The 26,626-nt window shown below is 48.8% G+C and carries 19 protein-coding genes, 1 tRNA gene and 2 pseudogenes; 5 read left to right on the top strand and 17 right to left on the bottom strand.

Going from position 1 to position 26,626, the window contains the following annotated elements:
* The first annotated feature begins 186 nt into the window (after positions 1-186).
* From DW830_RS06280 to DW830_RS06290, 3 genes are all read left to right on the top strand, one after another.
* Positions 187-1,437, top strand: a complete 1,251-nt coding sequence (locus tag DW830_RS06280; RefSeq protein ID WP_119249302.1) for an efflux RND transporter periplasmic adaptor subunit — start codon at positions 187-189, stop codon at positions 1,435-1,437.
* 91 nt (positions 1,438-1,528) lie between these two features.
* Complete coding sequence (locus DW830_RS06285; protein ID WP_119249303.1) at positions 1,529-3,925, top strand: ABC transporter permease; 2,397 nt, start codon at positions 1,529-1,531, stop codon at positions 3,923-3,925.
* A 57-nt stretch (positions 3,926-3,982) separates the two neighbouring features.
* On the top strand, positions 3,983-4,657 hold the full coding sequence (locus DW830_RS06290) for an ABC transporter ATP-binding protein (RefSeq protein WP_119249304.1): 675 nt from the start codon (positions 3,983-3,985) through the stop codon (positions 4,655-4,657).
* 86 nt (positions 4,658-4,743) lie between these two features.
* Here DW830_RS06290 and miaA read toward each other — a convergent pair whose 3' ends face one another.
* The 11 genes and pseudogenes from miaA to DW830_RS06345 form a co-directional block, all read right to left on the bottom strand.
* The gene (gene miaA, locus DW830_RS06295) at positions 4,744-5,649 is read right to left on the bottom strand and encodes a tRNA (adenosine(37)-N6)-dimethylallyltransferase MiaA (protein WP_119249305.1); all 906 of its coding nucleotides are present in this window, start codon (positions 5,647-5,649) and stop codon (positions 4,744-4,746) included.
* Positions 5,649-6,419, bottom strand: a complete 771-nt coding sequence (gene lpxA / locus DW830_RS06300; protein WP_119249306.1) for an acyl-ACP--UDP-N-acetylglucosamine O-acyltransferase — start codon at positions 6,417-6,419, stop codon at positions 5,649-5,651. The genes miaA and lpxA overlap by 1 nt, the downstream gene beginning before the upstream one ends.
* A gap of 15 nt (positions 6,420-6,434) precedes the next feature.
* Positions 6,435-7,816, bottom strand: a pseudogene (locus DW830_RS06305) (bifunctional UDP-3-O-[3-hydroxymyristoyl] N-acetylglucosamine deacetylase/3-hydroxyacyl-ACP dehydratase).
* 12 nt (positions 7,817-7,828) lie between these two features.
* Complete coding sequence (gene lpxD / locus DW830_RS06310) at positions 7,829-8,863, bottom strand: UDP-3-O-(3-hydroxymyristoyl)glucosamine N-acyltransferase (protein WP_119249307.1); 1,035 nt, start codon at positions 8,861-8,863, stop codon at positions 7,829-7,831.
* 212 nt (positions 8,864-9,075) lie between these two features.
* Positions 9,076-9,918: an orotidine-5'-phosphate decarboxylase gene (pyrF, locus tag DW830_RS06315; protein ID WP_119249308.1), complete on the bottom strand. Its 843-nt coding sequence runs from the start codon at positions 9,916-9,918 to the stop codon at positions 9,076-9,078.
* 55 nt (positions 9,919-9,973) lie between these two features.
* Positions 9,974-11,083: a peptide chain release factor 1 gene (gene prfA / locus DW830_RS06320; protein WP_119249309.1), complete on the bottom strand. Its 1,110-nt coding sequence runs from the start codon at positions 11,081-11,083 to the stop codon at positions 9,974-9,976.
* Between the two features lie 18 nt (positions 11,084-11,101).
* Complete coding sequence (locus DW830_RS06325; RefSeq protein WP_119249337.1) at positions 11,102-12,250, bottom strand: AIR synthase-related protein; 1,149 nt, start codon at positions 12,248-12,250, stop codon at positions 11,102-11,104.
* 134 nt (positions 12,251-12,384) lie between these two features.
* On the bottom strand, positions 12,385-13,131 hold the full coding sequence (locus DW830_RS06330) for a shikimate dehydrogenase family protein (RefSeq protein ID WP_119249310.1): 747 nt from the start codon (positions 13,129-13,131) through the stop codon (positions 12,385-12,387).
* A 12-nt stretch (positions 13,132-13,143) separates the two neighbouring features.
* Positions 13,144-13,878 carry a bifunctional demethylmenaquinone methyltransferase/2-methoxy-6-polyprenyl-1,4-benzoquinol methylase UbiE gene (gene ubiE, locus DW830_RS06335; RefSeq protein WP_119249311.1) on the bottom strand — a complete coding sequence of 245 codons (735 nt, stop codon included), beginning with the start codon at positions 13,876-13,878 and terminating at the stop codon, positions 13,144-13,146.
* A gap of 47 nt (positions 13,879-13,925) precedes the next feature.
* Positions 13,926-14,876, bottom strand: a complete 951-nt coding sequence (locus tag DW830_RS06340) for a phosphoribosylaminoimidazolesuccinocarboxamide synthase (RefSeq protein ID WP_119249312.1) — start codon at positions 14,874-14,876, stop codon at positions 13,926-13,928.
* A gap of 16 nt (positions 14,877-14,892) precedes the next feature.
* Complete coding sequence (locus DW830_RS06345; protein ID WP_089543527.1) at positions 14,893-15,864, bottom strand: PhoH family protein; 972 nt, start codon at positions 15,862-15,864, stop codon at positions 14,893-14,895.
* Positions 15,865-15,999: 135 nt separating this feature from the next.
* On the opposite strand from DW830_RS06345, the gene DW830_RS06350 reads away from it, so the two are divergent.
* On the top strand, positions 16,000-16,839 hold the full coding sequence (locus DW830_RS06350; RefSeq protein WP_199656072.1) for a DUF5715 family protein: 840 nt from the start codon (positions 16,000-16,002) through the stop codon (positions 16,837-16,839).
* A gap of 356 nt (positions 16,840-17,195) precedes the next feature.
* Here the strand turns inward: DW830_RS06350 and DW830_RS06355 are convergent, their stop codons facing one another.
* The 3 genes and pseudogenes from DW830_RS06355 to DW830_RS06365 form a co-directional block, all read right to left on the bottom strand.
* Positions 17,196-19,457: a cation:proton antiporter gene (locus DW830_RS06355; RefSeq protein WP_119249314.1), complete on the bottom strand. Its 2,262-nt coding sequence runs from the start codon at positions 19,455-19,457 to the stop codon at positions 17,196-17,198.
* 92 nt (positions 19,458-19,549) lie between these two features.
* Positions 19,550-20,770 (bottom strand): annotated as a pseudogene (gene pepT, locus DW830_RS06360) (peptidase T).
* 28 nt (positions 20,771-20,798) lie between these two features.
* Positions 20,799-20,872 (bottom strand) — tRNA-Arg (locus tag DW830_RS06365).
* Positions 20,873-21,170: 298 nt separating this feature from the next.
* Between DW830_RS06365 and asnA the strand changes: the two genes are divergently transcribed.
* Positions 21,171-22,208 (top strand): aspartate--ammonia ligase, encoded by a 1,038-nt coding sequence (asnA, locus tag DW830_RS06370; RefSeq protein WP_119249315.1) that lies wholly within the window; start codon positions 21,171-21,173, stop codon positions 22,206-22,208.
* A gap of 470 nt (positions 22,209-22,678) precedes the next feature.
* Here asnA and DW830_RS06375 read toward each other — a convergent pair whose 3' ends face one another.
* From DW830_RS06375 to DW830_RS06385, 3 genes are all read right to left on the bottom strand, one after another.
* Complete coding sequence (locus tag DW830_RS06375) at positions 22,679-24,460, bottom strand: hypothetical protein (RefSeq protein WP_147487231.1); 1,782 nt, start codon at positions 24,458-24,460, stop codon at positions 22,679-22,681.
* Positions 24,461-24,578: 118 nt separating this feature from the next.
* A complete protein-coding gene (locus DW830_RS06380) occupies positions 24,579-25,454 on the bottom strand; it encodes a carbon-nitrogen hydrolase (protein WP_119249317.1) in 876 nt (291 codons plus the stop codon).
* 25 nt (positions 25,455-25,479) lie between these two features.
* A complete protein-coding gene (locus DW830_RS06385; protein WP_119249318.1) occupies positions 25,480-26,586 on the bottom strand; it encodes an agmatine deiminase family protein in 1,107 nt (368 codons plus the stop codon).
* Positions 26,587-26,626 lie beyond the last annotated feature (40 nt).

Raw genomic sequence — 26,626 nt, forward strand, 5'->3', positions numbered from 1 at the left:
AATTCATCAATAATACAAAATAATTCTGTAACTTTGTCCTTGGTAATCTCCATAATGATATCTTTTTATGTTTGTAACTAATTGGATTTCACCTACAAAGATACAAAAAATATCGGAGATTACCAACTTTTTTAGGCACTATTTCTTATCCCGAACTGAGGTAATAATGAATAACAGCAGAATAATATGGATATAAAGAAACAACCGAAACCGTGGTATATCCGCTACCGCTATCCTATCCTGTCGGGTGCAGCAGGCATTGCCATCCTGGTCTATGCCCTTTTCCTGATCGTTACTTCGGGCACCCGAAGGGTGGATATGGATAGCGTGGTGATAGCCGAAGTAAAGAAGGCTCCTTTCTGGGAGTATGTAGATGTAGAAGGACTGGTACATCCCTACAAGACCATCCAGGTGAATGCGATGGAGAATGGATTCGTGGAGCGGGTGGTGGCAGAAGAAGGTGCCATGCTGCAGCAGGGCGATACCATCCTGGTGCTTCAGAATCCGGAACTCTATCATTCTATCGATGATGAGCAGGATGCATGGAGCAGTAAGCTTCGCAACTGTCAGGAACAGGAGATTGAGATGACGCAGAAGACCATCAACCTGCGCCAGCAAGCCTTGGATGCCCAGCATCAGATGGCGAGCTTGAAGAAATCACTCAAGCAGAGCCGGGAGGAATATCGCATGGGCATCAAGAGCAAGGCGGAACTGGAGGTGGCTGAGGAAGATTACGAATATCAGCGGAAGAAGGTGCTCTTGCAGATGCAAAACCTGAAGCATGATTCCGTATCTACCCGATTGAAGCGCGAGATGATTGCTGCCAATAGGATGGAAGCTAACAAGAAATTGTCGAGAATGAAGGGTCGCACCCAGCAGTTGGTGGTTCGGGCTCCCGTAAGCGGACAACTGAGTTATGTGGGGGTAACCCAAGGTCAGCAGGTTTCGTCCGGGGCGAGCATCGGACAAATCAAGGTGATGAGCCAGTTTAAATTGCAGATTTCGCTGGCTGAGTATTACATCGACCGCGTTATCGCCGGACTTCCTGCCCATATTGAGTATGACGGTCATCAGTTTCCACTGTGTGTATCGCGGGTGATTCCTGAAGTGAAAGACCATCAGTTTGTCTGCGAATTAACTTTCAGCGGCAAGACTCCCGCCAATATCCGTTTGGGCAAGAGTTATCGGGTGCTGTTGGAATTGGGCAAGCCGGAACAAGCCTTGGTGATTCCGAATGGTGATTTCTTCCAAACGACCAACGGATATTGGATATTCCGGGTATCTGACGATGGCAAGAAGGCGCAGCGGGTGAATATCAATGTTGGCAGACAGAATCCGCAGCAATTCGAAATTACTTCCGGCTTGAAGCCGGGCGACAAGGTTATCGTAAACGGATATACCCAAATCGCCAGTGAAAAAGAGATAGATTTGAGATAGACTTTTATCTTGGATTATCAAAAATCATCATCCATCATAGATAATAAAATTCAATATTTCACGTAAATAAATTATATAAAGACTAAAAAATATGAACATGTTATTACACAACCTGAAGGTTGCCCTGCGCAACATTCTCAAGTACAAGGTGCAGACTCTGGGCAGCATCCTGTCGCTTGCCATCGGTATGGTGACGCTTGCCACGGTGCATTCGTTTCTGCAGAATTTCCGCATGGCTTCCATTAACCATGAACCTTATTATGACAGGGTTTATAGCCTTCGATTCGATTCCATCCAAAAACGTCAATCGGAAAAATCAATTCATATCAATGGTGATATCGTAAGGGCGGTGAAGGCGAATGGAGGACCTCGTTGCATAGAGCAGGGACCTTATGCACCTAATGGTATGCTAACAGGCGGCTGGGCTGAGTTTACCCTAAGCGGTAAGACAAGGAGAAAGATGCCGTTGGATGCAGTTCCCCTTGATCGTCATTATCCCAACTTTGTAGGTATCCGTTCTGCCATTACGGGCGAAAAGATTAAGGTGCTGGGGCCTCATGATGCCATTATCAACGAAAAGCAGGCAAAGCAAATCTTTGGTGACAAGAATCCTGTGGGTGCAAGTATTCGTTTGAGTAAAGACTATGGAAATTATCAGTTGAGATTGGTGGATGTCTATCAAGACTTATCATTGACTGAGCTAGACATGAGGAGTTCTACTCTCTTTTACTCGCCATGGGAGTTGGAAGATATGGATTTAAATCAATTTTATGCTGTGGCTTTCTATGTGGTGTTGAAAGAGGGATGCACGCCACAACAGTTGAAAGCAGAGGTAAACAGCAGATTGAAACCATTGGGGTTGAAGGTAAGAACAGAAAAGCTGAAAGATCGATTGAACGAAGAGTATTCAACCGTTGCTATTGCCCGTTCCATCACTTATCTGATTGGTTCGTTGATTCTGCTGGCTGCCATCATCGGTTTCCTGAGAATGCAGACGCAACTGTTCTGGATGCGCAGACGTGAAATCTCGCTCCGTATTACCAATGGTGCCACACGCCTCCAACTCTTCTCCATGTTTGCTACCGAGGTGGTGGTGATTGTGCTGGTGGCTTATTTGGTGGCAGTATTGATGGGGTCCTGGATTTGTGATTATCTGGCAAGGCCTCAGTTTGCAGAAATCACCTCTGACTTAGGAACCATCAGTCATCTGTATCTCTATAGTCTGGTGATTGGGCTGGTGGTTATGATGCTATGTCTCGCCATCATCTGGATTGTGCTGAGTCGCATTTGTAAGCGTACGCAAGCACTCGAATCAGGAATGAGAAGAAGCCATAACCATTGGTTCCGCAATACGATGCTGGGGGTGCAGGTGATGATCAGTATGTTCTTCCTGGGTGTTACTTTCTGCCTCCTGTGCTGGGTGGGCAAGATGGCTGATTTCAATCATATACCTGATGATGAGCGTGCATACAAGCAGAGTCTGTTTCTGCAGACAAATGCGGCAGAAAATGGTCAGCGCCTTAGAGACAAGCTCATCCATTTACCGCAGGTAGAACGATGGATTCCTTATAGCTGGGGATTTTGGAAAGTTAACGAGCTGGCAGAGAACGAGGAGTTCTGTAAGGCGGTTTGGCAAGGTGATACTTATGTTAGCTATAGTTATGTGTCGCATTATAAAATTCAGACAGCATCAGATACCTCCTATCTCGATTTCTTCAAGATCAAGGTGAATTGGAAGCCGAAGGCAAACCGGAAGAAATGTATCCTGGTAAATGAGGAGTTGTATAAGTATATGCGCCAATATCATGTTGCTCCTAATGATATATTGACCGTAGATGAGATGGATTCGTATCAGATAGCCAGAACGTTCCAGTCGATACCTTATCAGGGGAGTTTTAAAAGTGATATATACTCATTCATAGTCATTGACCCCAAAGAGGCTTATGGTGCCACGCATTATATTCTTGTGGCAAAGCCGGGTGAATATAAGGAGATGCAGGTTGCCGTAGATAGAATGATACAGAAATTGGAGCCTGCTGTGGTAAAACCGATGGCATCCAATCTGCGTGACTATATGGTGATAGAAATGTTAGTGTTGGAAATACTGCAAAATATTGCGTGGATCCTGGCTATCGTGAGTCTGGCTATCTGCCTGATAAGCATCTTCAGTACGGTGATGCTGGATACGCAGACCCGCAAGAAGGAAGTGGCTATCCGCAAGGTGAATGGGGCCCTGACAAAGGATATTACCAAACTCTTCGGAAGAACCTATCTGGTGATTTCGCTCATCGCCATGGTATTTGCGGTGGTAGCCATGTTGCTGTTCCATATCGTTCTGAGTCAGACCTTCGAAATGGTAGAAATCAATCCTGCCTTCCCTATCATCCTGAGTATAGTGATAGTGATAGGCTTCATTGCTGCTATCATCGCCTGTCAGGTACGTAAAATCATGAAGGTGGATCCTTCGGAGATTCTGGCTAAGGAATAAAATGTGTAATTTGAAAGTATAAAAGTATAATACGAATTTAAAGAAACGATAAAGATTATGATTCAATTAAATAATATCAAGAAAGTATTTCAGACAGAGGAAGTGGAGACCTGGGCTTTGCGTAATATCAGTTTGGAGGTGAAGGAAGGCGAGTTTGTTGCCATCATGGGACCTTCGGGATGTGGCAAATCCACATTACTTAATATAATAGGTTTGCTGAATAATCCTACAAGCGGCAGCTATCTGCTCGACGGTAAGGATGTGAGCACGCTGAAGGAGAGTGAGCGCACCTTGATAAGAAGAGGAATGATAGGTTTTGTGTTCCAGAGTTTCAACCTGATTGATGAGTTGAATGTGGTGGAGAATATCGAGTTGCCGCTTCTGTATATGGGAGTATCGGGCAAGGAGCGCCGTAAGCGTGCAGAGGATGTGATGGAGCGAGTGGCGATATCCCATCGTGCCAAGCATTTCCCATCGCAGCTTTCGGGCGGTCAGCAGCAGCGCACCGCAATCGCCCGTGCCATCCTGCCGCATCCTAAGCTGATTCTTGCCGATGAGCCTACGGGAAACCTGGATTCCAAGAATGGCAAGGAGGTGATGGAACTACTTTCTGAGTTGCACAAGGAAGGTACCACCATCGTAATGGTAACTCACTCGCTGCATGATGCCAATTATGCTGATAGAATCATCAATATGTTTGATGGTGAGATTGTGAATCAGGTGGAGATGTAGGAATAAAAAATCAAAATCGCCCTGAAGGAACAAAAGCATATTGTTTTTAAAGCTTTTGCCCTTTCAGGGCGTATGGGTATATACATTTATTTCCCTATTGTTTCATCAATAAATCGGATGATTTCATCCTGCTGGTCGGGATGATACCAGTGGATTTCGGCATCTCGCTTAAACCAGGTGAGCTGCTTGCGCATGTATTCACGGCTATGCGACTGTATCTGGCGGATGGCTTCATCCTTGTCTATCTCGCCATCGAAATAGGCAAACATTTCCTTGTAGCCCACGGTTCTCAAGGCGGTGAGACCTTTGTGTGGATATACGCTGCGGGCTTCTGTCTCCAGACCTTCCTCCATCATCATCAGTACACGCTGGTTGATGCGATTGTAGAGTTCGGAACGGTCGCGGTTCAAGCCTATCTTGATGATGCGGAAAGGTCGCTGCTTCTTTTCGGCTACTCGGAAAGACGTGTAGGTCTTGCCAGTCTGGTGACAGATTTCCAAGGCATGCACCACGCGGCGGGGATTCTTCTTATCTACTATCGCCCAATGCTCCGGGTCCATCTTGTGGAGTTCTTCTACCAGCGCCTCCAAGCCTTCGTCTTCCAGGCGCTGTTTCATCCAGGTACGGATGTCATCCCGCACGGTAGGAATATCGTCGATACCCTTGCATACGGCATCGATATACATCATGCTGCCGCCTGTAAGAAGCGCCACATCGTGGTTCTTGAAGACATCTTCTTCCAAGAGATTCATCACGTCGGCCTCGTATTGGGCAGCGCTGTAATAATCTTCGATGTGGTGGTTTCCTACGAAATAATGCTTCACCCGCTGTTGCTGTTCGGCAGTAGGCGCTGCTGTACCGATAGGGAGTTCTGCGAAGATCTGGCGGGAGTCGGCATTGATAATAGGTATAGAGAGATGCTCTGCCAGAGAAAGACAGAGCTCGGTCTTACCTACACCGGTAGGACCGAGCACTACAATTAAAGTTTTCATTATCGGATGATGCCTCGCTGAGAACTCTCTACGAAGTCGATGATGTACTGGATTTCCTTAGTCACCTCAAGGTTCTTCTTGATTTCCTCGATACCTTCCTTCAGGATGCCCTTGCTGTAGAGCAGGCGATAAGCCTCGTGGATGTTCTGGATGGTTTCGTTGCTGAAACCACGGCGACGCAAACCGATGAGGTTGATGCTGCAATAGCGGGTTGGCTCCTTGCCGGCAATGATATAAGGAGGAATATCCTGAGAGAAACGGCAACCGCCCTGAATCATCACGTAGCCTGCGATGTGGCAGAACTGATGAACGAGAACGTTGGCGCTGACGATGGCGTTGTCATCTACAACCACCTCGCCGGCAAACTTGGTTGAGTTGCCGATAATCAGGCCGTTGCCCAGCTCACAGTCGTGAGCCACGTGAACAGTCTCCATCAGGAGGTTGTTGCTGCCTACTACGGTTTTGCCCTTAGAGGCTGTACCACGAGAGATAGTAACGTTCTCACGGATGCTGTTGTTGTCGCCCACCTCGCAGGTTGTCTGCTCGCCCTTGAACTTCAGGTCCTGAGGCTTGGTAGAGATGCTGGCGCCTGGGAAGAATTCATTATTATTGCCGATACTAGCGCCCACGTGGATGGTAACGCTGTTCTGCAATACGTTGTTATCGCCCAAAACGGTGTCCTTGTCGATATAGCAGAAAGGACCGATAATGTTGTTGTCACCGAGTTTTGCCTCTGGATGAACAAACGCTAATGGACTAATCTGATTCATATTTCTATCTTATTATTACTTGTTCTTAACAATCTGTGCAGTGAAAGTAGCCTCTGCCACCACCTGGTCGCCTACGAACATGTAGCCCTTCATAGAACTGATGCCATGGCGCACCGGTGCGAGCAACTCCACACGGAAGAGGAGGGTATCGCCTGGAACCACCTTCTTGCGGAACTTCACATCGTCAAGCTTCATGAAGTAAGTGCTCCAGCGCTCAGGCTCTTCCAGCTGGTTCAATACGAGCAGACCGCCACACTGTGCCATCGCCTCTACCTGGAGAACGCCTGGCATTACCGGTTCCTCTGGGAAGTGACCGGTGAAGAATGGCTCGTTGCTGGTTACGTTCTTGACGCCCACGATGCTGGTTGGACCCATAGCGATAACCTTATCTACCAACTGCATAGGGTAGCGATGAGGCAGGAGCTGACGGATGCGGATATTATCCATGATTGGCTCCTCGTTTGGATCGTAGATAGGAGCCTGGATTTCGTGCTTGCGAATCTCCTTGCGCATGAGACGGGCGAACTTATTGTTTACGGTATGACCAGGACGGGTAGCGATGATGCGACCTTGATAGGTTTGCCGATGAGTGCCATATCGCCGATGATGTCGAGCAGCTTATGGCGTGTACATTCATTCTCCCACAGCAAAGGGCGGTGCTGGATGTAACCCAACTTGCTGGCATCCATGTGAGGCACCTTGAGATGGTCGGCGAGCTGATCGAGCTGAGCCTGCTCTACCTGGCGCTCGTAGATAACGATGGCATTGTCCAAGTCGCCACCCTTGATGAGGTTAGCCTGGAGCAATGGCATGATATCGCGAACGAAAACGAAGGTACGTGCAGAAGCAATCTCGTCAACATAGGTCTCCATCTTGTCGAGGGTAGCAAACTGGCTGTTGATGAACTTACTCTCGAAAGAACACATCGCCGTGATGCTGAACTCTTCATCTGGAAGAATGGTGATGACAGAACCGTTGTCGTCCTTCACCTCAATCTTATGACGGATGATATAATAGTCCTTCTCAGCGTTCTGCTCCTGGATGCCTACGCTCTGAATCTTCTCTACATACATGGATGCAGAGCCGTCGAGGATAGGGAACTCTGGACCGTTAACCTGAATCAGGCAGTTGTCGATGCCGAGAGCATAGAGAGCTGACATACCGTGCTCGATGGTAGAGACGCGAACATCGCCCTTGCCGAGTACGGTGCCACGCTGGGTTTCAACGACGTTCTCAGCCACAGCCTGGATGATTGGCTCGCCTTCGAGGTCGATGCGCTGTATCTTATAACCGGTGTTCTCTGGTGCAGGATTGAAAGTCACGGTGAGGCTCAAGCCTGTGTGCAATCCCTTGCCGCAAAGAGAGAAGCTACCTTTCAGTGTCTTCTGTTTTGACATAATTATATAGTTTTATTTGTTTTTCTTCAGTTCTTCAATCTGCTTCTTCAGGTCGTTGAGTTCCTTGTACATATCAGGCAGGCGACGGAAGATTGCCTGTGACTTGAAGTAAGCACGCTGCTCCATAGGAGGAGTACCGATGAGCTGCTGACCGCTCTTGAGGCTGCCTGGCACACCGCTCTGTGCTCCGAGGAACACCTTGTCGCCGATGGTGATGTGACCGGCGAGACCCACCTGACCGCCAAACATACACCATTCGCCTACCTTGGTACTGCCGGCTACACCCACCTGCGAAGACATCACGGTGTTGGCACCGATGTCGGTGTTGTGGGCAATCTGAACCAGGTTGTCGAGCTTCACGCCCTTGCGAACGTAGGTAGAACCCATGGTAGAACGGTCAACGCAAGTGTTGGCACCAATCTCCACATCATCCTCGATAGTAACGATACCAATCTGAGGAATCTTGTCGTATCCATCAGGACCCGGAGCGAAGCCGAAGCCATCAGCACCGATGACACAACCTGCATGAAGAGTCACGTTATCGCCGAGTTTACAGCCGTGATAAACGGTTACGTTAGGGTAGATGAGGGCATTCTTGCCCACTTTCACACCCTCGCCGATGTAGGCGTGAGGATAAATCTGGCTACCTTCGCCTACCTCTGCGCCATCGCTGATATAGGCGAAAGCACCAATATAGACGTTTTCTGCCACCTTAGCCTTTGGAGAAACAAAGGCCAATGGGTCGATGCCAGTCTTCTTTGGTTTCATAGACTCGTACATCTGAAGCAACTTAGCCACACATTCGTAGGCGTTTTTCACACGGATGAGGGTAGCGCTGACTGGGTGTTCCAGTTCCACGGTCTCATCGATGAGCACGATGCTAGACTTCGTGTCGTACACGAAGTGAGTGTATTTAGGGTTTGAAAGGAACGAGATTGCGCCTTCCTTACCTTCTTCAATTTTGGCGAAGGTGTTGACTTTTGCGTTCTCATCACCTTCCACACGGCCCTGAACGAACTGGGCTATTTGCGATGCGGTAAATTCCATATTTATCAATCTTCTAGTTTGTTTTACTTAGAGTCTCCTGGTAAGATTCTCTTTAAGAAACACATTCTGTTTGCAAAAATAACAAAAAAGATTTAAATACTTGTCATTCTTTCGTAATATTTTGCTTTTTTCGCCTATAAATAGGTATTTTTAAGGCGCAAAGCGTCTTTTTCAAGATACTTTGCGCCTAAATGATGCTTTATGAAGGGGGATTACAGCTTGGCAAGCTCTGCTGCCATTTCCTCTTGCAATTCCTTTGCCTTCTGACCTGCTACCTCTGCGAAGTCATCGCCATTGCTAGCGTAGATGATGCCGCGAGATGAATTAACGAGCAGACCGCAATCCTTGATGATGCCATACTTGCAAACCTCCTGGAGGCTGCCACCCTGGGCACCTACGCCTGGAACAAGGAGGAAGTGGTTAGGAGCCACCTTGCGGATGTCCTCGAACATCTGGCCCTGGGTAGCACCTACTACGTACATCATGTTCTCATCGTTGCCCCATTCCTGGCTCTTCTTCAGAACCTTCTCGAAGAGGCGCTCGCCTTCCTTATCCTCTGTGAGCTGGAAGTCGTGGCTACCCTTGTTGCTGGTCAAAGCCAGGAGGATAACCCACTTGCCATCGTACTCGAGGAATGGCTTTACAGAATCCTCGCCCATGTAAGGAGCTACGGTTACTGAATCGAGGTTGTACTCCTCGAAGAAAGTCTGGGCATACATCTTTGAAGTATTACCGATGTCGCCACGCTTGGCATCAGCGATGATGAAGTGGTTTGGATAGTGGCTCTTGAGATACTTGATGGTATTCTCGAAGGCAATCATACCGTCGATGCCACGGCTCTCGTAGAAAGCCAAGTTTGGCTTGTAAGCCACGCAGTAAGGAGCGGTAGCGTCGATGATAGCCTGGTTGAACTTAAACATCATCTCGGCTTCAGCACCCTGGATTTCTTCACCCTCTGTGATGCACTTAGGCAACTTATTGATATCTGTATCAAGACCTACGCACAAGAAGCTCTTCTTGGCGAAAATCTGCTCTACAAGTTCTTTTCTGTTCATAATATGGTATTTACGATGATTCATCGCTCCGATTATCGGAACGATGAATAAGGGTTTATAATTCTGTTTCTTTCAGCTTCTCTGCATTCTCAGCCACAGTCAGGGCATCAATCATATCCTGGATGTTACCAGCCAGGAAACCATTGAGGTCGTGGGTGGTGTAACCGATACGGTGGTCGGTAACACGACCCTGTGGGAAGTTGTAGGTACGAATCTTCGCACTACGGTCACCGGTAGAGACGAGGCTCTTACGGCGGCTGGCGATATCGTCAACATACTTCTGATGCTCACGGTCGTGGATGAATGTATAGAGGCGGCTCAAGGCACGCTCCTTGTTCTTTGGCTGGTCACGGGTCTCGGTACACTCGATGAGGATTTCCTCTACCTCGCCTGTGTTAGGGTTCTTCCAAGGATAGCGGAGGCGAACTCCAGACTCTACCTTGTTCACGTTCTGACCACCGGCACCTGAGCTTCGGAAGGTATCCCACTTGATATCGCCCTCGTTGATGTTCACCTCGAACTTGTCTGCCTCTGGCAATACAGCCACGGTAGCAGCCGAGGTATGCATACGGCCCTGAGTCTCAGTAGCTGGCACACGCTGAACACGGTGAACACCAGACTCATACTTCAATGTACCGTAAACATCTGTTCCGCTTACGGCGAAGTCGATTTCCTTGTATCCACCCACAGCACCCTCAGAGACAGAAGTCACGCTGACAGACCATCCCTTAGACTCACAATATTTCTTATACATAGAGAAGAGGTCACCGGCGAATAGGGCAGCCTCGTCGCCACCGGCACCGCCACGGATCTCCATCTGTACATTCTTGGCATCCTCTGGATCCTTAGGAACCAGGGCAATCTTGATTTCTTCTTCGAGCTTAGGCTGCAGAGCCTCGTTCTCGTTGAGTTCCTCGCGAGCCATCTCCTTCATTTCAGGGTCGCTTTCGTTGGCGAGGATATCCTTTGCCTCCTTGATGCTGTTCAGACAGTTGATGTATCGCTTGCGTGCGTCCATGATGTCGCCAAGGTCTTTCCACTCCTTGGTGAGCTTCACGTAGCGTGGCTGGTCGGCGATGACATCAGGGTCGGTAATGAGGGTACTTACTTCCTCGTATCGGCTCTCTAAGCCTTCTAGCTTCTGTAATATGTTGTTATTATCCATTAATTTTAAATTCTATTTTTAGTATTCGAATGTTCCGAATTCGCTCTTGATGGTCAGGCTGCGCTTGCCTTCCTCGATGTGACCCACAATCTGGGCATCGATGTTGAAGCTCTTGCTGATGGCGATAACCTTCTCGGCTACCTCTGGACGAACGTAGATCTCCATGCGGTGACCCATGTTGAATACCTGATACATCTCCTTCCAGTCGGTCTCTGAGCAGTCGTGGATTGCCTTGAAGAGTGGAGGTACTGGGAACATGTTGTCCTTCACTACCTTGCAGTTCTCGCCTACGAAGTGCAGAACCTTGGTCTGGGCACCACCTGTGCAGTGAACCATACCGTGAACCTCTGGGCGAAGCTCATCCAGAATCTTCTTGATTACAGGGGCATAGGTACGGGTAGGAGAGAGTACCAACTCACCGGCATTGATAGGTGAACCCTCAACCTCGTCGGTCAACTTATACTTACCACTGTAAACCAACTCGTTAGGAACGGCGTGGTCGTAGCTTTCAGGATAGTTCTCTGCGAGATACTTGGCGAATACATCGTGGCGGGCAGAAGTTAAACCGTTGCTACCCATACCGCCGTTGTACTTCTTCTCGTAAGTAGCCTGACCAGTAGAAGAAAGACCTACGATAACATCACCCGGACGGATGTTGGCATTGTCGATGACGTCACTGCGCTTCATGCGGCAGGTTACGGTAGAGTCAACGATGATGGTACGAACCAGGTCGCCAACATCGGCAGTCTCACCGCCAGTAGGATAGATGCCGATACCCATCTCGCGCATCTCGTGGAGCAGATCGTCGGTACCGTTGATGATAGCCGAGATCACCTCGCCAGGGATGAGCATCTTGTTACGGCCGATGGTAGAGCTAACGAGGATGTTATCTACTGCGCCCACGCAGAGCAGGTCGTCGGTATTCATCACGATAGCATCCTGAGCGATACCCTTCCATACAGAGAGGTCGCCAGTCTCCTTCCAGTACATATATGCCAAGCTAGACTTGGTACCTGCACCGTCGGCATGCATAATGTTGCAGTACTCTGGGTCACCGCCCAAGATATCAGGTATAATCTTGCAGAAAGCCTGTGGGAAGATACCCTTGTCGATGTTCTTGATAGCGTTGTGAACATCTTCCTTTGCTGCGCTTACACCGCGCATCATGTATCTATTGTTACTCATATCTAAATTGATCTCCAATTATGATTCTTATTATTTCCTTATCGTTCTTATAAATGTAGATGTTCAAGTTTTCTATGCTGAATTTGTTCTTGTAAATATCTACGTTTATAAAGTATTTATTTCTCTTCATGCCAGAAATCCCAGCTGGCGAATGCCTGGAGGAGCAGCATCTCCAAACCATTCTTTACTGTGGCTCCGTGCTCTTTTCCCTTCTTCATGAAGAGGGTTTCATCGGGATTGTAGATGAGGTCGTAGAGTAGAGTGTGGGTATCCATCGCCTCGTAAGGCAGTGGAGGGCACTCATCTACATGAGGATACATACCTACAGGAGTACAATTCACGATGACATTGTATTCCTTGATGACCTCAGGGGTGATTTTATCGTACTGGATAGTACCAGGACGTTCGTATCGACTCACGAAGACAGTCTCCAGTCCGAGCGATTTCAAGCCGTAGTTAATCGCTTTTGAAGCACCGCCAGTACCGAGAATCAATGCCTTCTTGTGGCAAGACTCGATGAAAGGTTCGATGCTCTGGGTGAAACCGATGACATCACTGTTGTATCCCTTGAGGATAGTCTCGTCGCCTTTATGCTCCACTTTTACCACGTTGACAGCTCCGATGGCATTTGCCTCGGGGCTAACCTGATCAAGATAACTGATTACCTTCTCCTTGTAAGGGATGGTTACATTGAGGCCTTTTAACTCCGGATTAGAGTCGAGAATCTCGGTGAGATCCTCGATGGATGGAATCTCGAAGTTGATATATTGGGCATCGATGCCCTCGTTCTCAAACTTCTCGTTGAAGTAGCCTTTTGAGAACGAATGTCCTAGGGGATAACCTATGAGTCCATACTTGTCCATAATATCTTTGTTTTATTTTGTTGCGAAATAAAGGGTGCAGATACCGAAGGTGAGTCTCTTGAACTCAGCCTTTTCGAATCCAGCCTTCTTGAATACCTCCATCATCGTTTCTCCCTGTGGGAATGCCTCGATGGTCTTGGTGAGATAGCTGTAGGCACTCTGGTCTTTCGATATCAGCTTGCCGTAGATAGGCAATACGGTATGCGAATAGATGTGGAACAGCTGCTTCATCGGGAAGCTGACCGGAGTGGTGAGTTCCACGATGCAGAGATGTCCTCCCTTCTTCAGTACTCTGCACATTTCGCGCAGTCCCCGGTCCAGGTTCTGGAAGTTGCGGATGCCGAAGGCGGCTGTTACCGCATCAAAGGTGTTGTCTTCGTATGATAGGTTGAGGCAGTCTTCCTTGTCGAAGCGGATTACCTGGTCGAGTCCCAGTCGTTTCACCTTCTGTCTTCCTATCTCCATCATTCCCTGCGAGATATCTGCTCCCACGAGCTTGTCGGGATGCAGCATCTGTGCGGCAAGGATGGCGAAGTCGCCGGTGCCTGTGGCGATGTCGAGCATTTTCTTTGGAGAGAAGGGCGCAAGCCGCTTGATTGCCTTCTTGCGCCATCCCTTATCGATATCCCACGAGAGTCGGTGGTTCAGGGTATCGTAGGTAGGGGCGATGTTATCAAACATCTCCTCTACCAACTTTCCCTTATCTCCTGTACCCTCGTAGGGCTTAATCTGTTCTTGTTTATACATTATTTATATATTACTTACTTTTGTCGAGCAATATACCTTATTATATATTACTTGTGTGCAGCAAGCCACTCGCTTACGTTCTTCTCGATGCGTGCAGCGATGTCGCCTTCCTCAGCAGCCTTGTCGAACTTCTCGCCTGTGATGTGCTCGTACAGCTCGATGTAGCGGTCGGATACGCTCTCTGCATACTCGTCGGTAATCTCTGGCATAGTCTGACCTGGCTCGTTCATGAAGTTGTGCTCGATGAGCCACTGGCGAACGAACTCCTTAGAAAGCTGGCGCTGTGGCTCACCCTTCTCGAACTTCTCCTCGTAGCCGTCTGCGTAGAAGTAGCGGCTAGAGTCTGGAGTGTGAATCTCGTCGATGAGATAAACCTTACCGTCGCGCTTGCCGAACTCATACTTGGTATCAACGAGAATCAATCCCTGCTTGGCAGCGATTTCCTGACCACGGGCGAAGATGCGGCGTGTATAGTCTTCCATTACAGCGTAATCCTCTGCACTAACAATACCCTGGGCGATAATCTCTTCCTTAGAGATGTTCATATCGTGACCCTCATCAGCCTTTGTAGTAGGGGTGATGATTGGCTCAGGGAAACGCTCGTTCTCGCGCATTCCGTCAGGCAGCTTCACACCGCAGATCTCGCGGCAGCCCTTCTGATAGTCACGCCATGCACTACCGGTGAGGATAGAACGGATGATCATCTCCACGCGGAAACCTTCGCACTTCAAACCTACTGTAACCATTGGGTCTGGAGTAGCCAACTTCCAGTTTGGACAGATATCTGTAGTTGTGTCCAGGAACTTAGCTGCAATCTGATTGAGCACCTGACCCTTGAATGGAATACCCTTTGGCAGAACAACATCGAATGCTGAGATTCTGTCGGTAGCGACCATCACGAGGATGTCATCGTTAATGTCATACACATCACGTACTTTACCGTGGTAAACACTCTTCTGTCCATCGAAATGGAAATCTGTTTTTGTTAATGCTTTCATTTTATTTAATTTATAATTAATTTGTTTTTTGAGCTTCCCGTGCTTCCGCTCTCTCCTTGTCATACTTATCGTATGCGTTGACGATGCGGGTTACGAGCTTGTGTCGCACAATATCCTTCTGCCCCAGTTTTACGACTCCGATTCCTTCTACTCCTTCCAGGATCTTGAGCGCCTCTTTCAGTCCGCTTCGCTGTTCGCGAGGCAAGTCTATCTGTGTCAGGTCGCCGGTGATGATCATCTTGGTGTTCATACCCATACGGGTGAGGAACATTCTGATCTGCTGTGAGGTTGTATTCTGCGCCTCGTCGAGGATGACGACGGCGTCGCTGAGGGTGCGTCCACGCATGAAGGCGAGTGGCGCAATCTGGATAATGTGCTTTTCCATCATATCTTGCAACTTGACGGCAGGAATCATATCTTCCAACGCGTCATAGAGCGGTTGCAGGTAAGGATCGATTTTATCTTTCATGTCGCCCGGCAGGAATCCGAGCTTTTCGCCTGCTTCTACTGCAGGTCTTGAGAGGATGATCTTCTTGATTGCCTTCTCCTTGAGGGCTTTCACGGCAAGGGCGATGCTGAGGTAGGTCTTACCAGTTCCGGCAGGACCCACAGCAAATATCATATCGTTCTTCTCGTAAGCCTCGATGAGCTGCTGCTGGTTCTCGCTGCGGCTCTTGATAGGTCGGCCGCTGATGCTATATACCAGCACGCCTTTCACGGAGTCTGCTTTGGTCTGTTTGCCTTTCACAATATCAAGGATATCCTCTTCATTGAGCATATTGTATTTAGCTAAGTGCTTGCGCATCAGCTCAATGTCTTCTTCTGCTTTCGCCATTTCCTCTTCGTCGCCGAGCACACGAATCACGTTGTCGCGTGCAACGATACGCAACTTAGGATACAGTGACTTGATCATCTGTAGGTTACCATTTCCTACGCCATAGAACATCACTGGATCTATATCTTCGAGTATAATATGTTTCTCTATCAAAATATTTATATTTCTTATTGGTTTGCAACCTTAATGTTCTAAATAATGTTATATAACGCTGCAAAATTACTACTTTTCTGTGAATTGAGCAAATATTTCAATACTTTTTGTTACCTTTGCAGGAAATTTTTAGTTATGAAGATTAGTAAGAATAGATATTTGCAAGGTTTTTTGGTTGTCGTGCTGTTGCTGGCACTGGTTCGTGTTATTTTTCCGAGTATGGCTGAGCCTAGATTGACGGCTCATTCTGATGGAAAAGACAGTACGGCAATCGATTCATTAAGAGGAGATTCTGATGCTTCTGACCTGATGGCTTCGGCTGGTGCTCAGGATGAATTGTCGGTAACTCCTGATACGGCCGCTGATGGCAGATTTTCGATATTTTTCGATAAGAATGGCAAGGAGGTGAAGCATCGCATTTTCTCGGTGCCTCATTTCGGAAATACCTTCCCTGATCAGCAGGATGTACAGATTGTAGCTGCCAGCAAGCATGGCGTGGCTCCGGTTCAGAACCGTGAGGAGGCTGAGCATAGCAAGGGTAAACTGGTGTATGTGGGCAGCAATCCTTTCTTTTATGTGGATAAGTTGAACAACAGTATTCCTTATCTGGTGCCTAGGGCTTCGGTATTGTTGCAGGATATCGGTAGGGCGTATTTTGATTCGCTGCAGATCAAGGGCATTCCTTTGCATAAGATCATCGTTACCAGTATCTTGCGTACAAAGGATGATGTGTCGAAACTGAGAACCCGAAACGGCAATGCTACCGAGAATTCGTGCCATCTCTATGGTACAACCTTTGATGTCTGCTACAATCGATACAAGCAGATTCAGACGGAGAAGCAGCCTCGCCGTCAGGTGCAGAATGATACCCTGAAGTGGGTTTTCAGTGAGGTGTTGAGAGATTTCCGTGAGAAGAACCGCTGTTATATCAAATATGAAGTAAAACAGGGTTGCTTCCATATCACCGTAAGATAAATTATAAATGTTATCAATATGTCTTAAAGGATAAGAGGGTGTGTCATTATTCATCGGATTATGCGGAATAAACGGAACCTTAACCGCCTTCCTCGGATTACTCACAGATTTTAAACGGAAACTCGACCTGGCGGTCGTGGCGATACCTCCTAAAGCTGGAATGCGAATGCGCTAGCCCAATGGCCGTAAGGCCAAATCCGTTTAAATTCCGTGCGTAATCCGTGAAGCAAGAATGTTCCGTTAACTCAGCGTAATCCGATGAAGAAAAACGATGAAGCAACAGAAAAGAGGGTGTGTCTTGGACTTTTGACACACCCTCTTTTCTGAGTTTAGACAAAATTTTCAGCAGGTTAATTTTAGCTCTTTTCCTGAATCTTCTGCAGGTCGGCTTCTTCGCCTACCAGCCAGATGATGTCGCCCTTTTCGAAAACGCGGGAAGGGAGGATGTGGGTGAGGTTCTCCTGACCTTCTTCCAAGCCAACAACCATACAGTTGTACTTGTTGCGGATGCCGCTCTCTTCCAGCGTCTTGCCCAGAAATTCGCTGCCGCCGCTGATGATGAGCTGGCGGAGCTTCATCTCCCGTTTCTCTATCTCCAGGTCTTCCGGGGCTAGCTCGGTGGTGAGCGCCTGGGCAAACTTGTGCACCTGGTCGTCGTTACCGATAATCTGAAGCTTGTCGCCAGGGAATATCACGGTGTCGCCATTCGGGATGTTCAGGCGCTGCGAACCCCTTCGGATGCTGCTCATATCAATGCCGAAACGCTGGCGAAGGTGCAGTTCCTTCAGTGATTTGCCACACCAGATGCTGTCTTCCGGTACCTCGATTTCACTGATATGGATATCTCTATCCAGCAGATGACCCTCGTAGAGCGGGCGCTTTTCGCCGTTCACCTGTGCGGCAATATCGCGCGAACGCAGGTTGTGCAGGAAGAGGCGCTCCATCACGATGCTCCGTTTCTTGATGTGGCGCGACCCCAACATCAGCAGTACAATCACGGCTCCGATGCATACCATCAGCGCATTGGTGAATCGGGACAGATAGTTGATGATGTAGAAGATGAAGCCCAGGGCGATGACGTATCTCACGAATACCGTGAAGAGTAGCGGAATGCGGTTGATGCTGCTCTCCACCCACAGTCGCTTCCATTCCGGGCTGTGATTCTTCTTCATCACGATGGCTCGCAGGAAAGGCGAGATGAGCACGATGGTGAGCAGACCCGTGATGACGTTGGCGTACCAGTGGAGATTCCTGCCTGGCAGCATGTTGCGCATCAGAGGCAAGACGAAGGTGAACATCATCGCTATCGCCGCAGCCGAAAGAATGGAGTATGCCACGGTATTGATGGTCATCTGTCGGATCAGCGATTTCCACTTACTCTGCTGTTGGGTAGAGGGGCGGCTCATCGCAAAATGGTTCAGGATATTGATGAATTTGCTAGGCAGATGCTTCTCCATCAGCTGATAGGAAGGTAGCGCCAGGCGAATCATGTAAGGGGTGAGGAAGGTGGTGATGACAGAAACAGCCACCACTACCGGATAGAGGAAGTTGCTGATAACTCCCAGCGACAAGCCCAGCGAGGCGATGATGAAGGAGAACTCTCCAATCTGCGCCATCGAGAATCCGCAGCGCATTGCCGACTTCAATGATTCGCCGCCCAGCATGAATCCGAAGGTTCCCAATGTAGCTTGTCCTATCAGGATGGCTGCCACGAGCGCGAGGATAGGAACGGCATATTCTACCAGAATGTTGGGATCTACCAGCATACCTACCGATACGAAGAAAATGGCTCCGAAAAGATTCTTTACCGGTTCTACCAGCTTGATAATCTTCTCAGCCTCAATGGTTTCTGCCAGGATGCTACCCATGACGAAGGCTCCGAAAGCGCTTGAAAAACCTACCTTGGTAGATAATACCGCCATGCCGCAGCACAGTCCCAGGGAAACGATGAGCAGGGTTTCACCATTGATGAACTTCCTGACCGAACGCAGGAAGAGCGGAATGGCAAAGATGCCCACGATAAACCATAATACCAGGAAGAAGCCAATCCTCAGTACCGATGTAAACATCTGTTCGCCATCCGGATTGTTGCCTCCGGCGATGGCGGAAAGCATCACCATCATCACGATGGCAAGGATGTCTTCCAGGATGAGCACGCTCATCACCATGGAGGCAAACTTCTGCTGCCGCAGTCCCATATCGTCGAAAGCCTTATATATAATGGTGGTGGAACTCATGGCGAGCATACCACCCAGGAAGATGCAGTCCATCCTGCCCCAGCCGAAGCTGTGACCCACGCTGATGCCCAGCATCATCATGGAAAAGACGATGACGATGCAGGCGATGATGGGCGAGGCTCCCATCTTCACGATTTTCTTGAAGGAGAAATCGAGACCGAGCGAGAAGAGGGTGAAGATGACACCGATGTCTGCCCAGGTCTGGATATCCGTCTCGTCCATCACCGACATGGTGTAGGGCATGTGGGGCGACACGAGGAAGCCCGCCACGATGTAACCCAGCACCAGGGGCTGCTTGAGCCGCTTGAAGATGAGGGTAACAATGCCAGCCACCATCAGGATGAGGGCGAGGTCTTTTACTAAATAGGGAATTTCTGCCATATTTTTCTGTTTATGAAAATGATAATCTCTCTAAAAAATAGTCAGTTTATGAAAATGGGGAATTTAGATTTCTCCTAAATTCCCCATATATATTAGTCGTTATACTCTTCTGTGATTTCCGCAATCTTCACGATGGTATCCACTACCTTTTGCATCACCTGTACGCTCACGAATTCGTGAGGACCATGGAAGTTGACGCCACCGGCAAAGATGTTTGGACAAGGAAGACCCTTGAAGCTGAGCTGCGCACCATCTGTACCGCCACGGATAGGCTCTACGCGAGGTGGAACACCACTCTCCTGCATGGCACGGAGCACGATGTCGATGACATGCATGTTTGGATCAATCTTCTCCTTCATGTTGTAGTACTGGTCGTAGATTTCTGCCGTAACAGTTCCCTCGCCGTACTTCTCGTTCATCTTCTTGACGCAGTCTTCGATGAAATCCTTGCGAGCTTCAAATTTCTGGCGGTCGTGGTCGCGGATGATATAGCTGAGCTTAGCCTCCTCGCAGCGGCTTTCGATGCCGAGCAGGTGATAGAAGCCCTGGTATCCGTCGGTCTGCTCAGGTGTTTCTGCCTCAGGAATCATGTTCTGGAATTCCACAGCCAGTCGGCTTGCGTTGATCATCTTTCCCTTGGCATAGCTGTATGCACGCTCACGCCCTTGATGTGTATCTTGGCAGCAGCAGCATTGAAGTTCTCATATTCCAGGTCGCCCAGGTCGCCGCCGTCGATGGTGTAAGCCCAGTCGCAGCCGAATTTTTCTACGTCGAAGTGATGGGCGCCCATGCCGATTTCCTCGTCTGGATTGAAGCCCACGCGGATGTCTCCGTGCTTGATTTCCTTATGGTCGCGGAGGTAGCACATTGCCTGTACGATTTCAGCGATGCCCGCCTTGTCGTCTGCACCGAGCAGGGTAGTTCCATCTGTTACGATGATGTCCTCGCCCTTGTGCGCCTTGAGTTCAGGGAATTTTTCTACGCTGGAGATGATGCCCGGACTGAGTTCGATATCCTCGCCGTCGTAATTCTCGATGACGCGGGCCTTGATGTCTTTTCCGCTGGCATCAGGACTGGTGTCCATGTGAGAGATGAAGCCGATGGTAGGAGTCTTTTTCTTGGTATTGCCCTTCAGGGTGGCGTAGATGTAGCATATCGTCCATCTCTACGTCGCTCAGACCTTCTTCCTCCAGTTCGTGCTTCAGGTACTTGGCAAATTCCAACTGTTTTGCCGTGCTTGGCACACTTTCAGAGTCTTCACTCGACTGTGTGTCGAATTTTGTATAGTTTATGAAACGTTCTACTAAATCCATGTTCTTAAATTAAATTTTAATGTAGTAGTGATCTCGGTGGGACTCAAACCCACGACCTTCAGAACCGGAATCTGACGCTCTATTCAACTAAGCTACGAGACCAGAAATGGTGATTTGTCGGCAAACACCGCCTACCCTTTAGGAGTAACTGACTGCAAAAGTACGTTTTTTATTTCGAATAACCAAATATTTGGCACGTTTTTTTTCTATATATATAATGTATAGGGCGAAAAAGGCGTGAGAAAATCAGCAAAATGATACTGAAAATAGAAAAAATGCTATCATTTTGCGAAATATTTCCGAAAAACGCTTGCAGATTAATAATAAATTTGTATCTTTGCAGCGTGAAAGTAAGATAAACAGTAAAATAAGAAACTATAAACGATATATAATAGATAAAATGAGTAATCTGATAAAACCCGAAGGGTATAAGGCGCTGCTGGATATGCGCCAGACCGAAATGGGTATCAAAATGATAAAAGAGTTCTTCCAGCAGAACCTGTCCACAGAGTTGCGCTTGCGCCGTGTCACCGCCCCTCTCTTCGTACTGAAGGGTTTGGGTATCAATGACGACCTGAATGGAGTGGAGCGCCCTGTAACTTTCCCTATCAAGGATTTGGGTGATGCAAAGGCTGAGGTGGTTCACTCTCTGGCTAAATGGAAGCGCTTGACCTTGGCAGAATATGAGATAGAGCCAGACTATGGTGTCTATACTGATATGAATGCCATTCGTGCCGATGAGGAACTTGATAATCTTCATTCGCTCTATGTGGACCAGTGGGACTGGGAGGCTGTGATTACGAAGGATGATCGCACCATCGCATACCTCGAAGATGTGGTTCGCCGCATCTATGCAGCCATTCTCCGCACCGAGTTCCTGGCTTGCGAGCACTATCCGCAGCTGAAGCCTTTCCTGCCAAGGGAGATTCATTTTATCCATGCGCAGGATTTGCTCGATATGTATCCAGACAAGACTCCTAAGGAGCGTGAGGATGCTATCTGCAAGAAATACGGCGCTGTGTTTATCGAGGGTATCGGCGGAAAGTTGAGCGATGGAAAGAAGCATGATGGACGTGCTCCTGACTACGACGACTGGAGCACTGTAGCCGAGAATGGCAAGGAGGGATTGAATGGTGATATTCTGATCTGGTATCCTGTATTGGGCAGAAGCTTTGAGCTGAGTTCCATGGGTATCCGTGTTGATAAGGAGAGCCTGCTTCGCCAGTTGAAGCTGGAAGGCAAGGAAGATAGAGAGAAACTCTATTTCCACCAGCAGCTCCTCAACGACAAGTTGCCATTGAGTATCGGTGGTGGTATCGGTCAGAGCCGTCTCTGTATGGTGCTGCTCCACAAGGCGCACATCGGCGAGATTCAGGCTAGTATCTGGCCGGAAGATATGAGAAAAGAATGTGAGAAGGCTGGGATGCCGCTCATCTAATGATAAGAAAGATAATAAATATAATAAATATAAGAAAGATAAGAAATGTAAGAATGATAAGAACAGATTGTTAGTTGGAATCCAGGTCATATCAACATAGTTTTTTAATGAATATCAGAGAGATTCTCTATAAAGAGAGTTATCAGCATAAGATATAGTTGAGAGAGAGATCAACATAAGATCATAAGATTTAGTAAAGAGAGATTGTCAACATAAAATATTTCCAGGATCAACATACGGTTATAGGTTCATAAATATTATATAAAAAGAGAATCCCGACCCTCCTTTTTCTTGGAGAGTCGGGATCATCATTTTATGATTGTTCTTTTCTGAGATTTTCCGAATTGTTTCCGAATTGTTCTCGAATTGTTTCCGAATTGTTCTCGAATTGTTCTCGAATTGTTTCCGAATTGTTCTCGAATTGTTTCCGAATTGTTCTCGAATTGTTTCCGAATTATTTCCGAAAAGAACTAGAAGTAATAGGTGAAACCTATGGTGGCTGCACGGTTGCCGAAATGCTGACCGGCAATATCGTGGAACCTGCCTTCCAGAGTAAGATGCTTGCCTATGTTCTTATACACGCCCACCTCGGCATAGAGATTGGCTGGCGTATAGGCTGGCGTAAGCGTGTGGCGACGGGTGCACCAGATCATATTGGATGTCAGGCGCCAGCCAGCAGGCAATGACAACTGCGGAGCCAGCTTGAATATCGCAAAATTGCTGTATTTGCTGGTTTTAGAGTTCATACCTTCTTCGCCTCCGAAAATCTCAGCCTTTTCCCAGAAGTAATTCACTCCGGCGGTAATCCTCAGCATTCCCTTATGCCAGAAGGCTGTAGTTCCGATGTCCAGTGTGTTGTCGCGATCTACACCCGGAAGATCCTGATGGATATTCTTGATAGAACTGCTTACCACGAGATTCGGCTTGCTGTAGGTATGCTTCAGCTCAGCCACGTAGGCGAGGCGCTCGCTGATGTCCTTGGTGTAGTATGGACGCCAAGCCCCCTCCATGTCGCCTGCAGTAATGAAATCGCCAAAATCGGCATTGAAGATTCGGCGGCAGAATGTGCCCTGCAGGGTATGGCCCGGTGCAAAGTTGTGATATACGCTCACCGTGTAGCTATGGTTGTGGGTACTGTGCTTCCAGGACTTTTCTGTGGCAATCTGCTTCGGACGGAAATTGATGGTGCGGAATCGGTCGCCCACCATGAAGCCCCATTTGCCGATGGTATAATCCAGCTGAGCATACAGGTCCTGATAGTTGGAGTGGTTGATGTAATCAGCCACACAGTTCTTCTCGATAGACAGTCCGCCCTCGAAACCGGCTGTAAGCCAGAGATTCTCGGAAATCACCGGAGTAGCATATTCCACTACCATAAACGGATAGGTGGCGTGGTTGCGGTAAGGTGCCGCACTGGCATCTGCCGCATTTCCGCCGTTGTCGCTGATGTTCTCGGCACCCAGGGTAAAGAGGATGCTCGCTCCCTTCTCGCCCAGCAGGCGGGTATAGTCTGCCTGGAGATGGTAGGCGCGTACATAGTCGGTTGGCGTACCGGTAAAATGGTTTCGGGTGTAGGTCTGCATCGCATCCACTTCCAGCATGTCCTTTTCGGTAGGAGTCCAGAGGATGTTCATCTTGGCTCCCTCGTGCGAATAGTGATTGATGAGGCTTGAGCCTTCGTCTGGATTATCGCCCAGACTGTTGGATGTGCGCTGCATGTTGCCCTCTACGTGGGTCAGGATGCGCAGCTTGTCCTGCTGGCTCAATACGCTCACGATGCCCTTTCCGCCGCCATAGGTGTCGCCGAAGAGACCTACTCTTCCGCTCACTCCGTTCTCACCCTTGCGCAGGGTGATGTCAATCACCTTTTTCAGACTGCTGCATCCCTTCATCACCTCAGAGTTCTGGCAAACCTTGATGCTCTCTATCTCCCTCGCCTTGAAATGATGGAGCAGGGTAGCGTAGTCGAGACCATATTCCTGGTTGTCGATGCGGATGACGAACTTGCCGTAGAGATGGGCGAAAGGATCACCGCCGATGATGTTGTTGCCGTCCATCGTAATGACTTCGGGGCACATCATCAGCACATCGAGAAGCGATTCCTCGCCTGTGAGTTCCATTTCTGATACGTGCATGATGTAGCGGTCGCCGATGTGTTCTATCGGTGCCGCCAGTGTAGGATTAGTAAAGCCTCCGAGCGCCATGGCGAGCAGCAGGAGTCGGCTGGTTTTTATCATTTTATTTTTTCTCATACTTTCTTTTTAATGTTAAGTTGTAGCATTCAGATGAACAGAACCACTATCACTTCCAAATTCTCCATTATCCTGAAAATCCAATCTTAACTTTTCCTTAATTTCTCTCTAACTTCCCTTAATCTATGAATCTTCTCGTGATATCTCCATAGTTCTCGATGCGGCGGTCGCGCAGGAATGGCCACCAGCGGCGTACATCCTCGCTGTGCTTCAGGTCGATATCCACCACCAGACTCTCTTCCTCGTCATCGCTCGCACGATAGTGAAGCTCGCCCTGAGGACCTGCCACGAAACTGCTGCCCCAGAACTGGATTCCGCCGGTCTGACCGCTTGGGTCAGCTTCGAATCCCACTCGGTTTACAGCCACTACCGGCAAACCGTTTGCCACGGCATGGCCTCTCATCACGGTAGTCCACGCCTCACGCTGGCGCTGCTGCTCCTCCTCGGTATCATAGGTGGCATAGCCGATGGCAGTAGGGTAGAGCAGGATGTCTGCGCCCTGCAGCGCCATCAGTCGGGCAGCCTCCGGATACCACTGGTCCCAGCATACCAGTACGCCGAGCTTGCCCACAGAAGTCTGTATCGGCTTGAAGCCGAGGTCGCCAGGGGTGAAGTAGAACTTCTCGTAGTAGGCAGGGTCATCCGGAATATGCATCTTGCGATACTTTCCGGCTATGCTTCCGTCCTTCTCTATCACCACAGCCGTATTGTGGTACAGCCCCGGAGCACGGCGCTCGAAGAGCGAAGTAACGATCACCACGCCCAGATCCTTGGCAAGCTTGCCGTAGAATTCGGTAGATGGACCGGGAATCGGTTCGGCAAGGTCGAAATTCTCTACGTCTTCTACCTGGCAGAAGTAGAGCGTGTTGTGAAGTTCCTGCAATACAATGAGTTCTGCGCCACGCTTCGCCAGGTCGATGATGCCCTCGGCGAGTCGGGTCTTGTTATCGGCGATGTCCGCCGTAATGTGAAGTTGTAATAATCCGAGTTTCATTTATGTCTGTGTCTTTTCTAATACTTTATTTGATAGCCCCCTCCGGCAGCTGCATGGTGAGACAGTGGATGCTTCCGTGCTGTCGGATGATGGTGAGCGAATCTACTCCTATCACGTCTCTGTCTGGGAAGGCAAGCTGAATCTGTCGCTTCGCCTCCTCGTCCTTCTCAGGCTGGTTGTAAGTAGGATAAATCACGGCACCGTTCAGAATCAGGAAGTTGGCATAGGTGGCAGGCAGTCTGTCTCCCTTGCTGTTCCTGTCTGTAGTCAGTCTGTCGCCCTCGTCATAGATGGCATCCGGCATCGGCAGCTTCAGCAGTCGGTAAGGGTATCCCTCGTAGGTGAAGAGCTTCTGCAGCTGCTTCTCCAGCGCCTGGAAGTCCTCATACTGCTCATCTTCCGCATCATCACACCCTACATATAATAAGGTGTCGTGCGGAGCCACTCTCACGATGGTGTCGATATGTCCGTCGGTATCATCACCCACCAGATTACCATGGTCGAGCCATACCACATTTCTTACATGGAAGAAATTCCTGAGCTGGCAGTCGATGTTCTCGCGGGTGAAAGGCTGGTTGCGGTGAGGCGCCAGCAGGCACTGCGATGTGGTGAAGAGCGTACCCCTGCCGTCGCTCTCTATGCTTCCGCCTTCGAGCACGAAGCCCTGGTGGTTTTCCAGCGCCGCATTGAAGGCTCCCTGATAGTAGAGCTGCAGATTGATGGCATTGTCCTTTTTCCAGTCGAATTTCTCGCCCCATCCGTTGAACTTGAAGTCGAGCAGATGGATAGGGATGATGTGCGAATTGTGTCTGCCGCGCGAAACCATGCTGATAGGTCCGTGGTCGCGCGCCCAGGTATCGTTGGTATCCATCTCGTAGAGGTGAATGCGGCTCATCTGTCCCTCCGACAGCTTTTCGGCGAGCATTCTCTGGGTGCTTTCCAGGATAGGTGTCACCACCAGCAGGTCTTCGTAGCGGGTGATGATGTCTGCGAGCTGCAGATACGTGTTGGTTATCTGTCTCAGATACGGCTTCCAGTCCGTTCCGCCGTGTGGCCACGTGAGCATGATGGCGCTCTGTGGTTCCCATTCTGCGGGAAGTGCGAAATCGCAAGGTAATATTGAGTGATGCATAAGCTTTTGTATTTTTAATGTTTTATGCGTGCAAATATAC

The organism is Prevotella sp. AM34-19LB (genome assembly GCF_003468525.1).
Lineage (GTDB): Bacteria > Bacteroidota > Bacteroidia > Bacteroidales > Bacteroidaceae > Prevotella.